The sequence below is a fragment of the Streptomyces sp. ITFR-16 genome, assembly GCF_031844705.1.
Taxonomy (GTDB): Bacteria; Actinomycetota; Actinomycetes; order Streptomycetales; family Streptomycetaceae; genus Streptomyces.
Window position 1 is genome coordinate 501,784 of record NZ_CP134609.1, and the last position, 12,771, is coordinate 514,554.

A 12,771-nucleotide genomic window follows, 5' to 3' on the forward strand; every position below is an offset into this window, starting at 1 on the left:
CCCGCTCGCGTCCGGCCGGACCCAGGATGCCCCGCCGCACCTCACAGCGGCATAACAGGAGCGGTTCGGATCGTGTGAGGGGCGGGTCCGTAGAACCGGACCATGCATACGACCCATGAACTGCTCCTGCGGGAGTGGACCGTCTTCCGGCGTCCGGGCCGGCTGATCGCGATGGGGGCGGCGGCGCTGGTCGTCGTCCTCCTCGGTCTGCTCCACGCGTACGGCAATCACGCCTCCTGCGACGGCCCGTGCCCGGCCAGACCGACGGGGCCGGACGGCTCCCTCGTCAACGACCAGTTCTCCTTCCTCCACCGCGACCTCGGCGAGAGCGGCGCCATCACCGTCCGGATGACGTCCATGACGGGCACGATCACCTACCCGCCGCCCGACCACGACGAGATCGTCCCGGGCCTGGTGCCGTGGGCGAAGGCCGGGATCCTCATCAAGGACGGTGTCCGCCAGGGGTCCTCGTACGCGGCGTTGATGCTCACCGGCGGGCACGGGGTGCGCATGCAGTACGACTACCGCCACGACCTCGCGGGCCGCCCCGGCGGGGTCTCGACAGGGTCACCGCGCTGGCTGCGGCTGACCCGGTCGGGCGGGACGGTGACCGGTTACGAGTCCGCCGACGGGAAGCGCTGGGTGAAGGTGGGCACGGCGCATCTGTCCGGGCTGCCCCGGACCGTGCAGGTCGGCCTGTTCGCGACCTCGCCCGGCGATCTGACGCTACGGCCCGTCGGTCTGGGCGGCGCCACGGAACAGGTGCGCTGGACGCAGGCGGGCGGTGTCTTCGACCACGTCGTCCTCAAGGGCGCGGACCCTGCCGGGAAGTGGCGGAGCGCCACGCTCGGCGAGGCCAACGCGACCGACTGGGAGAAGTACCACCGGCGCTCCGGGGCGGTGGAGAAGGACGGCACGGTCACCGTCACCGGAGCGGGCGACATCGGCCCGGGAGGTGTCGAGGACGGCGCCCGCCCGGTGGAACGCGCCCTCACCGGCCTGCCCTTCGCGCTGATCATCGTGCTCGTGGTCGCGGTACGGTGCGCGACCGCCGGGAACCGCGGTGCGCCGCTCACCCGCCGGGTGCTCGCGGCGCGGGCGGTCGTGGTCGCCGGTGTCACCTCGGTGACGGGGCTCCTCGCGCTGGGCATCACCCTCCCCGTCGCCATGAAAGTCCTGAAGGGGAACGGGATTCCCGTCATCGGGGTGTCCGCGCTCACCGGTGTCCGGGTCGTCGTCGGTACGTCCGCCGTGCTCGCCCTCACCGCGGTGCTCGCGCTCGCCCTGGGGGTCCTGCTGCGGCTCGCCCGGCTCGCGATCCCCGTCGCCGTCCTGACGATCGCGGTCCCCTGTGTGGTGACATCGCTCCCGCTGCTGACCGACGGCCTGTCGCAGTGGCTGCTCCGGGTCACCCCGGCCGCGGGCTTCGCCGTACAGCAGACCCTTGTCGCCCATCCCCAGGTCGTCGCCCACTACGCGCCCTCCGCCGGATACTTCCCGCTTCCCTGGTGGGCCGGGGCCGCAGTACTGGGCGCGTATGTGCTCGCGCTGCTGGGTACGGCTCTGCGCCGGCTTCCGCAGGACGAGGAAGGGGGCGCGCGGCCGGTGCGATGGAGATGAGAGGCGCTGGGCCGGGCCCCTGCGCAGGGCCCGGCCGCGGCTTCGGTCTGCGCGGGCGGCATTGACGGCAGGCTATGAACGGCACAGGCAGAACGGGTGTCCGGCCGGGTCGGCGAAGACGCGGAAGCCACGTTCGCCGTCGCGGTCGTCGAGATCGAGAGGCACGGCCCCCAGAGCGAGCACTTCGCGCTGGGCGGCCTCCATGTCCGTCACCCTGAAGTCGAGGTGCTCCTGCTGCGAGTTCAGGTCGCTGCGGGGCCATGCGGGCGGCCGGTGTCCGGGCGCGTGCTGAAAGGCGAGGCGGGCGCCGCCCGGCGCGTGCAGCTCGTACCAGCGGTCGCTGCCCCGCTTCACCTCTCCGCCCAGAACCCCCTGGTAGAAGGCGGCGAGCGCCTCGGGGTCGGTGCAGTCGAGGGCGACCAGACCGTACGTCGCGACAGGCACGTTGTTCCTCGCTTCCGTTGTCCGTTCTCCTTCCCCTCCCGCATTCCGCGTGCGCGGCAGGGGAAACGTGTCCGGCGTCGAAACGAGCGGCTCGCCCCTTCGGACTCGCCCCTTCAGAAGGGCTCGGCGGGCTCTACGCGGCAGGGTGGGGTGCCGTCGGCGGCTCCAGCATGGTCTCCAGGTTCTTCCGGGCGATCTGCTTGCGGAACTCCCCCTCGTAGCGGGCGTCACCGGAGTCGTGCATGGTCTGGGTCATCCAGACCGCGGACGCCTGGCGCTCCCATGTGTGGTTCAGGCAGGTGTCGGAGTAGCTGTCCAGCAGAGCCGGGTCGTTCTCCTCGGCCTGCCGGATGACCGCGCGGGCAAGCGCGTCGGCGTCATGGAGGGCGAGACTCATGCCCTGCGCGCTCATCGGGGAGATGAGGTGGGCCGCGTCCCCGAGCAGGTAGAGCCGGCCGTGACTCATGGGGCTGAAGACCACTCCCCGCAGCGGCACGACCTGCTTGCTCGTGATCGGCCCCTTGGGTTCCACGGGCTCGCCGAAGCGTGCCTCCAGCTCATCCCAGATCCGCTCGTCGGACCACACGTCGACGGTGTCGGTGAGCGGGCACTGCAGGTAGAGGCGGCTCGCGTTCGGGCCGCGCGTGATCTGCGCGGCGAAGCCGCGCGAATGCACGGCCAGCACCGCCAGGGGGTCCGCCGGCGCTTCCGTCATCGCGCTCAGCCAGGCGTAGCCGAACTCATGGGTGGAGCAGGTGAGGACGTCCTCGGGGACGGCCGTCCTGCTGACCCCGTGGTAACCGTCGGCCCCCGCGACGAAGTCGCACGCAACCGCGTGCGCCGTGCCGTCGGCATCCTGGTAGCGGACCACCGGCTGCCCGGAGTCGACGTCGTGCAGCGTGACGTTCCGCGCCCCGAAGCGCAGGTCGCCGCCGTCGCGCAGGAAGATCCTGATCAGGTTGCGTACGAGAACCTGCTGCGGGCAGAACGTACCGTCGATGTCGTCCTCGTCGTCACCGCCCGTCCTCCACTGCCGCTTCGCACCGTCCATCAGCAACGGCATCGGCGCGTCGGAGTCCCCGTGGCTGTAGCCCCCCTCCACGACCTCGCCCACCCCCCACTCGTTCAGCAGGCGTACGCCGCCGGCGTCGAGAGCCCCGGCCCTCTGCCGCTGCTCCACGTATGCGCGGCTGTGCTTTTCGAGGACGATGCACCCGATCCCCTTCCGCAGAAGGAAATTGGCCAGCGCGAGCCCAGCGACTCCGCCCCCTACGATCGCGACGGTCGTGTCCTTGCCGGTGTCGGTCATGGTCTTCGAGCTCCTTGCAGAGAATGTGGCCGCACGTTCCGGCGCGCGAACGGCTGTGCCGTCCGGGTGGCGCGGCGTGCTGACACCACTGTGGAACCCTCCCCCAGCCGTCACCAACCGGTGAATGGACAGGAGATACGGAAAAACCGCCAACATCGCCCGCCCGGGGCGCCGGCCCCGGGCGGGCGGGGCGGCTACGGCACCTCGGGACTGTTGCGCAGGTCCGCCTGATAGCTGCCCGGGGTCTGACCGACGACGTCGTGGAAGGCGTCGATGAAGCTGGACGGGTTCGACCACCCGCAGGCCATCGCCGTGTCGGTGACGGACCTGCCCTCCGCCAGGTACGCCAGGGCGTGGTGGATACGCAAGGTGGTGCGCCACCGGCGGAAGCTCATCCCGAGCTCGGCGTGGAACAGCCGGCTCAGGGTGCGTTCACCGGCCCCTGCGGCACGCCCGAGGTCCCCCAGGGTCGCGGGCCGGGCGGGGTCGGCATGCAGGAGGTCGGTGACGGCGCGCAGCCGGTCGTCCTTGGGTTCGGGCAGGTGCAGGGACTGCTCGGGGGTGTCAGACAGTTCGTCGATGACGACGGCGAGCAGCCGCCGATGGGCACCGGGGCGCCTCTCGGGCCGTTCGCCGGTCAGGGCCAGTACGGCCTCGCGCAGCAGCGGGCTGACGGCGAAGACGCTGGGATACGCGCGGAGTCCGCCGCACAGCTCGACGGGAACGGTCAGCAGGCGCGCGTCGGTACGCCCGTAGAAGCGGTGGGAGTGGGCGAAGCCGGGCGGGGTCCACGTGACGCGGTTGGCCGGCGCCACCCAGGTGCCGCGTTCGGTGGTGGTGGCCAGCGTTCCGGCGGCCGCGTAGACGAGCTGACCCGCCTCATGGGTGTGGGGGTCGAGCGCATAGCCGTGCGGCAGCCATCCGGCACCACTGGGCATGCCCTGCGGCGACTCTGCGGACCCTGGCGCGGCCTGGCGACTTTTCGGCATCGAGGGCCAGTCTACCGACGGTACGCAGACGGGATGAGGCAGCCGGCACCCACCAGCGAGCCACCCACCCCCTCCCACCTTGCTCAACCTATCGAAATTCGATAGATTCCCATCGCAAGTCGATGGAGGGATGGGTCGTGGGAAGACTGACAGTGCGTGCGTTGCGCGCCGTGCTCGTGGTGGTGCTCGCCGGGACGGTGTTCGTCCAGGGCGGGATGGTGTGGACCTTGGTCAGCGGGAACGACCCGGAGGACGGAACGCTTCCGCTGACCTCGCTGCGCGTGATCACGATCCTGGGCATGGTGGCGGTCCAGGTCGCCCTGGTCTGCGTATGGCGGCTGGTGACGATGGTGCGCCGGGGAACGGTGTTCTCCCACACCGCCTTCCAGTACGTGGACATCATGACCGGCGCGATCGCGGCGGCCGCCCTGGTGTGGTTCGCGGTCACGGCCGTCAACGCGCCGGGGCAGCGGGAGGATCCGGGCGTCACCGTCATCATGGGCGGGATCGGGGTGGCCGTCCTGGGGGTGGCACTCATCGTGCACCTCCTGCGGATGCTGCTCGCCCAGGCCGTGGCGCGCGATGTCGAAGCGACGCAGATGCAGGCCGAGCTGGACGAGGTGATCTGATGCCGATCGCCGTCGACATCGACGTGATGCTCGCCCGGCGGAAGATGTCCGTGGGAGAGCTCGCGGAACGCGTGGGGATCACCCCCGCCAACCTGGCGGTGCTCAAGAACGGCCGCGCCAAGGCAGTCCGCTTCGCCACGCTCGCCGCGCTCTGCGAGGCGCTCATGTGCCAGCCGGGCGACCTGCTGCGCTGGGAGGCCGAGGACGATGCCGATGACGCGTACGAGGTGGGCGTGACAACGCCCGACACCACCGCCCCCTGACGCGGCACGCGGACCGCATGGGCCGGATGCGGCGCGCCGCTTCAGGCGGGCGGCGCTGCCGAGGACCGGGCGCCGAACCACTGCTCGGCGCCGTACGCCTCGAATCGCTCCAGCTCGGTGAACCCGAGCCTCGCCGCGAGGCGCATCGAGCGGACGTTGGCGGTCTGGGTGTAGAGCACCACCGGCTCACCGGGGAGCGCGCCGGCGAACCAGTCGAGTGCAGCCGCGCACGCCTCGGTGGCGTACCCCCTCCCCCACGCCTCCGGCAGGAACAGGTAGCCGAGTTCGGTCTTCCCCGCCTCCAGACGGCCGGTCGGGCGGTCGGGGCCGTGCGGGTCGAGCTGGATCGTGCCGATGGCCGCCCCGCCCAGCTCGACCACGAAGAAGCCGGGACGCCGCCCGGGCACCTCGGGCACCGCGCGTTCGAGCTCGGCACGCGGCTGAGGGCCACCAAGGTAGGTGCCCACCTCCGCCGAAGCGTTCAGCTCGATGACCAGCGCACGGTCCCGGGCCTCGGACTCCCGGAGCACGAGCCGCTCGGTCTTGATCGGGGCAGGCGGCCAGGCGAGGGCGCGTGGGTCGCTCATGCCGGCCAACCTAACCAGTCGCCTTCGACAGTTCAAAGGTGAACCGGCCACCGGGGCCGGTGTGCCCGCGGGGCCGAGCAGGACGTACCGGGAGCTTACGGAGGCCCTGCACGGTGACCGTCGAGGGCGACCGCTCGTCGCCGTTCCGCCCCGGCTTCCGGCCGTCCCGTCCGCGAAGGCATCAGCCACGGCTCCCCTACTGTTCCGACGGAGCAAAGCGGTCCTGCCCGAGCACGGCGAGCAGACGCAGTTTCTCCGCATCCTCGGTCCGTGGTACGGCGGTCAGCACGAGCAGTACCTGGGACTGGTCCTCGGTGAACAGCGCTTGGCAGTCGACCTCGATCGCCCCGACCTCGGGATGGACGAGCGTCTTGTGGTCCTCGAAGCGCTGGGAAACCTCGTGGCGGGCCCACAGCTCGGCGAACTCCTCGCTCGCCCTGCTCAGGGCCTGTACGAGTTCTCCGGCCCGGGACTGCGGGCCCCGGATCCCGTGGGCGGCGCGCAGATTCGCGACCTGGATCCGGCTCTGCCGGTCCCGGTCGGCCTCGGGGTACAGGGAGCGCGCCGCGGGATCGGTGAACCAGCGGTAGACCGAACTGCGCGCGAAGCCCGTCAGGTGCGAGGTGTCGCCGTACAGGGCGGCGGCCATGCTGTTCTGTACCAGAGTCTCGCCGAGGTCGGTCAGGATGAGCGCCGGTGTGTCGACAAGGCGGTCGAACACACGTAGTAGCGCGGGTGTGACATGGGGCGAGTTCGACAGTGAGGTCGGCGCGTTGTGCCCGGCGATCCGGTAGAGGTAGTCGCGCTCGTCGCCGGTGAGCCGCAGCGCCCGGGCGAGCGAGGCCAGGATGTGCTCACTGGGCCGTGGTGCGCGCTGCTGCTCCAGCCGGGTGTAGTAGTCGGTCGACATCACGGCAAGGGAGGCGACTTCCTCGCGTCGCAGGCCGTGGGCCCGTCGGCGGGCGCCCAGGGGAAGACCGACGTCCTGCGGCTGAAGTGCCTCGCGGCGGCGGCGCAGGAAGTCGGCGAGTGCGGCACGGTCCATTCGTCCATTATCGGCTGGTCGGCGTACGTCAACCAGGGACAGCCGGTCCCCCGATAACTCATCTCTGCATCCCGGCCCTCCGACAGCCGATATTGGATGCATGAACATCTCCGGAAACACCATCTTCATCCCGGGCTCCACCAGCGGTATCGGGCTGGCCCTCGCCCTCGAGCTGCAGAGCAGGGGGAACACGGTCATCGTGGGCGGCCGGCGCACCGAGCTGCTGGAACGCATCGCGGCCGAGCACCCCGGCATCGACACCGTGCAGATCGACACGGCGGACGCAGCGAGCATCGACGCGGCAGCGAAGCACGTAGTGGCCCGTCATCCGAAGCTCAACGTCCTCGTACCCATGGCCGGCGTGATGCTCGCCGAGGACTGGCACCACCCGTCGTCGTTCCTCGCCACGGCCGAGTCCACGATCACGACCAATGTGCTCGGCCCGATCCGCCTCATCGGCGCGTTCATCGAGCACCTCCAGGCACAGCCGGACGCCACGATCATGACCGTATCGTCGGGCCTGGCATTCACTCCCCTGAAGATCACGCCGAGCTACAACGCGTCGAAGGCCGCCATCCACATGCTCAGCGAGTCCATCCGGCTGCAGCTCGCCGACACGTCGGTGAAGATCGTGGAACTGGAGCCGCCCGCCGTCCGCACCCCCCTCATGCCGGGCCACGAGGACAACGAGGCGGCCATGCCGCTCGACGAGTTCGTCACCGAGGTGATCGGCCTGATCGAAGCGCAGCCCGACGCGAAGGAGCTCCAGGTCGAGCGCGTGAAGTTCCTCCGCTACGGCGAGGCCCGCGGCGACTACGACCAGGTCGTCGAGGCTCTCAACACCGCAGACCCGCACGGGAAGTAGAGACCGCAAGGCCCCGGCCCGGCAGGGAGCATCGCTCAATCGCCGGTCAGCCGACGACCAGGACCAGCCTGCCGCGGACCCGGCCCTGTTCACTGATCCGGTGGGCTTCGGCGATGTCCGCGAGAGGGAGGGTCTTGTCGACGGGGAGCCAGAATCGGCCGGTCTCGATGAGTCCGCCGATCGTGTGCAGGGCGTGGAAGGCGTGGCCGTCCTGGAATCCGTTGCTGAAGTGGACGCCGTGGTCCTTGGCGCCCTGGAAGTCGGCGAGGGTGATGACGTCACCGGCTCCGGGAGCGAGGTCGATCAGCTCGGCCAGGACGCCGCTTCCCGCCACGTCCAGTGCGGCGTCCACCCCGTCGGGGGCGAGGGCGCGTACGCGCTCGGTCATGCCGGCGCCGTAGGTGACGGGCTCCGCGCCGAGCAGGCGCAGGTAGTTCTGGTTGGCGGCGCCGGCCGCGCCGATCACACGGGCGCCGCGGGCGACCGCCAGCTGGACCGCGGTACTGCCGATTCCTCCTGAGGCGCCGTTGATGAACACGGACATGCCGTCGGTGACGCCGAGCCGGTCGAGGGCGCGGGTGGCGGTCTCCAGGGCGACAGGCAGGGCCGCGGCGTCCACGAAGCCGAGCGGGGCGGGGATGGGCGCCCGGAACGTGAGCAGCGCCAGCTCGGCCGCGCCGGCGCCGTTGTCGGAGACGCCGAAGACGCGGTCGCCGACGGCCACGTCGCTCACGCCTTCGCCGATCTCGTCGACCACGCCGGCGACGTCTGTGCCGGTGGTCTGCGGGAGCGTGGCTCCGAAGGAGAGTTCACCGGCGCGCAGTTTCCAGTCGGTGCCGCTGATGCCTACGGCGTGGACCTTGATGCGGACCTGCCCGGGGCCGGGGTGGGGGTCGGGGAGGTCCACGAGGTTCAGGACCTCGGGGCCCCCGTACTCGCTGAACTGGACGGCTTTCATGTGCTTCTCGTTTCGAGGTGGGGGTCCGCCCGCGCCTGCTGCGGCCGCGAAGCGTGTGGGTCGTGCGGGTGATGTCGGTGTGGGTGATGTCAGGGCGCCTGGACGGGCGGGGCGTCATCGGAGACGGTGAGCGGTCCGGTCCCGTCCCCGTCGGATCCGGGCAGGCCCCCGAAGAGCAGCCTGAGCGTGTGGTCGAAGCGGTCGTGCCCTTCGCCGGAATTGAGTTCCTCCGCCGAGGAGACCGTGATCGGGAAGAGGTCCGGGGGCAGCATCTTCAGCCGCTCCACGACCTGGTCGCGCGCCGCCGGAGTGCCGTCCGGGCCCGGCTCGGTGGTCCGCCGGGGTGCCACGACGCTGTACGCACCGATGTAGAGGAAGGCCGCGTCCGCCGCCCACGCCGCCGACCGGACGCTCGCCCCGCCGGCCATGAGGACCGCGAGGAGCGCCTCGTTGATGCGCAGCGTCTCCAGGCTGTGCGGGGCGCTCGCCACCGTGGCGCGCCAGACGCCCGGATACCTGAGGTACTGGTCCCGCAGCTGCCGGCACACATCCAGCGCCTGGTCCATCCACCGCTCGGCGTCCGGCTCGGGCAGCGCCACCTGCGAACAGAGTTCGCCGACCATCAGGTCGTCGAGCTCCCCCTTGTCACGCACATGCGAATACAGCGCGCCCTGTGTGGCCCCCAGCTCGCCCGCGAGGCGGCGCATGGTCACTGCGTCGAACCCGTGGGCTTCGGTGAGCCGCAGGGCGGCGTCCACGATGCGCCCCGCGGTGAGCGGCTCCCTGCGCGTGGCGGCAGGCTTCTCGTCGAGAGCCGCTATCTGCGCGGCCCACTGGCTGTCGGAGACCACGCCGCGCGCCTGCTTCTTGTCGGTCATGACTCCACCGTACACGGTGACTGAACAGCGTTCAATGCGACTGAACACCGTTTAGTTTTTCTGTTACGGTGGATGCGAGTCATGAACCCGAGGCCACCGCGTGGCCTTCTGAACTGCGCAATGCGAGGAGACCGAGATGCCTGAAAAGCCGACCGTCGTCGTCACCGGTGCGACGGGGCAGCAGGGTGGCGCCACCGCCCGCGCCCTGCTGTCCCGGGGCTGGAACGTGCACGCGCTGGTCCGCGATCCGGGCAAGCCCGCGGCACGGGAACTGAAGGAGGCCGGCGCCGCTCTGGTCCGGGGGGACCTGGACGACGCGGCCTCGATGGACGCGGCGCTGAACGGGGCCTACGGCGTGTTCAGCGTGCAGAGCATCGAAGGTCCGGACGGCGAGGCCGGCGAAGTGCGCCAGGGCAAGGCCGTCGCTGACGCCGCCGCCCGCGCCGGCGTCAGCCACTTCGTCTACAGCTCCGTGGACGGAGCGGGAAACCCGGGCCGAGTGGCGCACTTCGCGAGCAAGGGCGAGGTGGAACGGCACATCGCGGCGCTCGGCCTGCCGGCGACGATCCTGCGGCCCACGTTCTTCATCACCAACTTCGAACACGTCGGCCCCCGCCCGCAGGACGGCGAACTCGTGCTCGCGCTGGCACTGGAGCCTCGGACGAAGCTGCAGATGATCACCCCGGGCGACATCGGAGCCTTCGCCGCCGACGCCTTCGACGACCCGGCCGGCTACCTGGGGCGCACCCTGGAGATCGCCTCGGACGAGCTGACCGGCCCGGAGATGGCCGAGGTCTTCGCCCGCGCCGCAGGCCGCCCGGTCCGGTTCCACTCGCAGCCGATCGAGCAGATCCGCGCCTACAGCGAGGAGATGGCCGCCATGTTCGACTGGTTCAACACCGTGGGCTTCCGCGCCGATGTGGCAACCCTGCGCGCAGACCACCCCGAGCTGATCACGCTGGCCACATGGGCGCGCCATCACTGGTCAGCGCCTGCGGAGCCGACCCCCTCCGGCTGACGCGCAGACCGCCCCGCTCAGCGCACCAGGGGAAGGAGGATCGTGTCGACGATCTCTTCGAGGACGTGGTCGGGCGCGGGGGCGAAGGTCGTCAGGAATTCATGGCGCAGCAGATCGAAGGGAAGGGCCTTGATGCGGTCGGTGAGGTGTTCGGGGCTGATCTCACCGCGGCCGGCGGCCCGGTCGAAGAGCGCGTCGACGGCTTCCTTGCGCCCGGTGGCGGAGGGGTCGGCCAGGTCGCCGGGGTTGGTTCCGGTCTGCTGGTGGTAGTCGGCCAGGTACGCGCTGACCGCGGTGACGAGCGGGAGACGGGTGGCATTGATCTCCCGCATGAGGCTCAGGACGTCCTCCCGCAGGCTTCCGGTGTCCGGGACGTCGAGGACGTGCTTGCGCAGGGTGTGGGCGATGGCGGCGCGGACCAGTTCGTCACGGTCCGACCAGCGGCGGTACAGGACAGGCGGGCTGGTACCCGCCCGCTTGACGACGGCGTCCACGGTGAACCTGGCGTAGCCGTGGTCCGCGAGTTCGTCCCATGCCGCGTCGAGCAGCGCCGTCTCCAGTGCCGCTCCGCGCCGTCGCTCGGCCATGCGTACTCCCCTCGAAAGATTAGATAGATTTGCCTATCTAACTCTAGCGGCTTAGCCTGGGCCTCGTAAGATAGACATTCCTATCCTAGGAGGCGTTGATGAACGCCGACGGTGCCAAGCCGCCATCCCCCGCCACGGCCCCCGACCGCGTCGACCCGGCCCTGCGCCGCCTGACGTACACCCTGACCATCGGCGCGCTGGCCGTCATCTTCGACACCACGATCATGAGTGTCGCCATCGACAGCCTCTCCGGGCAGCTGCACGCCCCGATCTCCACCATCCAGTGGGTGAGCACCGCCTACCTGCTGGCCCTGGCCACCGTGATGCCGGCGGTCGGATGGCTCCAAGCGGCTCTGGGCGGCAAGCGCCTGTGGATCGCGGCCCTGGGCCTGTTCCTCATCGGCTCACTGCTGTGCGCCTCGGCCTGGAACGTCGCCACCCTGATCGCCTTCCGGGTGGTCCAGGGCTTCGGCGGCGGCATCATGATGGTGCTGATGACCACCCTGGTCATGCAGGCCGCCAAGGGCCGCAACATCGGCAAGGTGATGTCCCTGATCACCGTGCCCACCGCACTGGGGCCTGTCATCGGCCCGGTCATCGGCGGCGTCATCCTGCACCTGGGCGACTGGCGCTGGATCTTCCTGTTCAACGTGCCCTTCTGCGTTGTCGGCGCCTGGCTCGCCGCCCGCAACCTGCCCGAGGACCGGCCCGCTCCCCGCCCGCGCCTGGACGTCGTCGGCATGCTCCTGCTCTCGCCCGGAATCGCCGCCGCCCTCTACGGCCTGACCCGGCTCAGCGGATCCGACGGCTTCACCGGCCCCAAGGTGTGGCTGCCCCTGGCCGCCGGCCTCGCCCTGCTGCTCGGCTACCTGGCCTGGGCACTGCGTCGCGGTCCGGACGCCCTGATCGACATCAGGCTCTTCCGCCACCGCGCGCTGGCCTCCTCGTCGGTCCTGGTCTTCCTGTCCGGCGCCGCCCTCTACGGAACGATGCTGCTGCTCCCCCTGTACTGGCAGCAGGTCCGGGGCGAATCCGCCCTGGGCGCCGCCCTCCTGCTCATCCCGCAGGGCCTGGGCACCCTGATCTCCCGCTCGCTCGCCGGCCGGTACATGGACCGTTTCGGCGCCCGCCCGGTCGCCGTCATCGCCTTCGTCGTCACCTGCGCGGCCACCGTGCCGTTCGGCTTCGTCACCGCCTCCACCGGCAACGTCATGCTGATGGCCGTGCTGTTCGTCCGCGGCATCGGCCTGGGGGCCGCCATGATCGCCATCATGGGTGCCGCCTTCATCGGCCTCGAACCCCACGAAATCCCCCAGGGCTCCGGCATCGGCCGCATGGCCCAGCAGATCGGCGGCTCCGCAGGCACCGCACTCCTGGCCGTGATCCTCCAGCGCACCTCCGCCGGGGCCCGCACCCCCACCGACCTCGCCGCGGGGTTCGGCAACGCCTTCTGGTGGGCCGCGGCCTTCACCACCGCGGCCATCCCGCTCTGCCTCCTGCTGCCGGGCAAGCCGGACCCGGAACCACAGATCCGGGAAGTCGCCCCGGCCGATCAGCCCACGGACGCCTGAACCACCGG

The 12,771-nt window shown here is 70.7% G+C and carries 14 protein-coding genes; 6 read left to right on the plus strand and 8 right to left on the minus strand.

Annotated features, from left to right (window positions below; all coding sequences use genetic code 11):
* Positions 1 to 102 precede the first annotated feature (102 nt).
* Positions 103 to 1,620: a DUF1349 domain-containing protein gene (locus tag RLT58_RS02310; protein ID WP_311308663.1), complete on the plus strand. Its 1,518-nt coding sequence runs from the start codon at positions 103 to 105 to the stop codon at positions 1,618 to 1,620.
* Between the two features lie 72 nt (positions 1,621 to 1,692).
* On the opposite strand, the gene RLT58_RS02315 is transcribed toward RLT58_RS02310, so the two are convergent.
* The 3 genes from RLT58_RS02315 to RLT58_RS02325 all read right to left on the minus strand — a co-directional run bounded on the left by RLT58_RS02315 (position 1,693) and on the right by RLT58_RS02325 (position 4,362).
* A complete protein-coding gene (locus tag RLT58_RS02315) occupies positions 1,693 to 2,064 on the minus strand; it encodes a VOC family protein (RefSeq protein ID WP_311308664.1) in 372 nt (123 codons plus the stop codon).
* Between the two features lie 133 nt (positions 2,065 to 2,197).
* Positions 2,198 to 3,373, minus strand: a complete 1,176-nt coding sequence (locus tag RLT58_RS02320) for a 4-hydroxybenzoate 3-monooxygenase (RefSeq protein ID WP_311308665.1) — start codon at positions 3,371 to 3,373, stop codon at positions 2,198 to 2,200.
* Positions 3,374 to 3,567: 194 nt separating this feature from the next.
* Positions 3,568 to 4,362, minus strand: coding sequence for a helix-turn-helix transcriptional regulator (locus RLT58_RS02325; protein ID WP_311308666.1), 795 nt, complete (start codon positions 4,360 to 4,362; stop codon positions 3,568 to 3,570).
* A 137-nt stretch (positions 4,363 to 4,499) separates the two neighbouring features.
* Here RLT58_RS02325 and RLT58_RS02330 point away from each other — a divergent pair, with 137 nt between their 5' ends.
* Both RLT58_RS02330 and RLT58_RS02335 read left to right on the plus strand, forming a co-directional pair.
* Positions 4,500 to 4,991, plus strand: coding sequence for a DUF2975 domain-containing protein (locus tag RLT58_RS02330; protein WP_311308667.1), 492 nt, complete (start codon positions 4,500 to 4,502; stop codon positions 4,989 to 4,991).
* Positions 4,991 to 5,254 (plus strand): helix-turn-helix domain-containing protein, encoded by a 264-nt coding sequence (locus RLT58_RS02335; RefSeq protein ID WP_311308668.1) that lies wholly within the window; start codon positions 4,991 to 4,993, stop codon positions 5,252 to 5,254. The genes RLT58_RS02330 and RLT58_RS02335 overlap by 1 nt, the downstream gene beginning before the upstream one ends.
* Before the next feature lie 41 nt (positions 5,255 to 5,295).
* Here RLT58_RS02335 and RLT58_RS02340 read toward each other — a convergent pair whose 3' ends face one another.
* Both RLT58_RS02340 and RLT58_RS02345 read right to left on the minus strand, forming a co-directional pair.
* Complete coding sequence (locus RLT58_RS02340; RefSeq protein WP_311308669.1) at positions 5,296 to 5,841, minus strand: GNAT family N-acetyltransferase; 546 nt, start codon at positions 5,839 to 5,841, stop codon at positions 5,296 to 5,298.
* Between the two features lie 196 nt (positions 5,842 to 6,037).
* Positions 6,038 to 6,886 (minus strand): helix-turn-helix transcriptional regulator, encoded by an 849-nt coding sequence (locus tag RLT58_RS02345; RefSeq protein ID WP_311308670.1) that lies wholly within the window; start codon positions 6,884 to 6,886, stop codon positions 6,038 to 6,040.
* Positions 6,887 to 6,986: 100 nt separating this feature from the next.
* On the opposite strand from RLT58_RS02345, the gene RLT58_RS02350 reads away from it, so the two are divergent.
* On the plus strand, positions 6,987 to 7,751 hold the full coding sequence (locus tag RLT58_RS02350; protein WP_311308671.1) for an SDR family oxidoreductase: 765 nt from the start codon (positions 6,987 to 6,989) through the stop codon (positions 7,749 to 7,751).
* A gap of 46 nt (positions 7,752 to 7,797) precedes the next feature.
* Here the strand turns inward: RLT58_RS02350 and RLT58_RS02355 are convergent, their stop codons facing one another.
* Together RLT58_RS02355 and RLT58_RS02360 are read right to left on the minus strand one after the other, a co-directional pair.
* Positions 7,798 to 8,709 (minus strand): NADP-dependent oxidoreductase, encoded by a 912-nt coding sequence (locus tag RLT58_RS02355; protein ID WP_311308672.1) that lies wholly within the window; start codon positions 8,707 to 8,709, stop codon positions 7,798 to 7,800.
* A gap of 89 nt (positions 8,710 to 8,798) precedes the next feature.
* Positions 8,799 to 9,587, minus strand: coding sequence for a TetR/AcrR family transcriptional regulator (locus tag RLT58_RS02360; protein ID WP_311308673.1), 789 nt, complete (start codon positions 9,585 to 9,587; stop codon positions 8,799 to 8,801).
* 136 nt (positions 9,588 to 9,723) lie between these two features.
* Here RLT58_RS02360 and RLT58_RS02365 point away from each other — a divergent pair, with 136 nt between their 5' ends.
* Positions 9,724 to 10,605 (plus strand): NmrA/HSCARG family protein, encoded by an 882-nt coding sequence (locus RLT58_RS02365; protein WP_311308674.1) that lies wholly within the window; start codon positions 9,724 to 9,726, stop codon positions 10,603 to 10,605.
* A 17-nt stretch (positions 10,606 to 10,622) separates the two neighbouring features.
* Here RLT58_RS02365 and RLT58_RS02370 read toward each other — a convergent pair whose 3' ends face one another.
* Positions 10,623 to 11,192, minus strand: coding sequence for a TetR/AcrR family transcriptional regulator (locus RLT58_RS02370; protein WP_311308675.1), 570 nt, complete (start codon positions 11,190 to 11,192; stop codon positions 10,623 to 10,625).
* A gap of 98 nt (positions 11,193 to 11,290) precedes the next feature.
* Here RLT58_RS02370 and RLT58_RS02375 point away from each other — a divergent pair, with 98 nt between their 5' ends.
* The gene (locus tag RLT58_RS02375) at positions 11,291 to 12,763 is read left to right on the plus strand and encodes an MDR family MFS transporter (RefSeq protein ID WP_311308676.1); all 1,473 of its coding nucleotides are present in this window, start codon (positions 11,291 to 11,293) and stop codon (positions 12,761 to 12,763) included.
* Positions 12,764 to 12,771 lie beyond the last annotated feature (8 nt).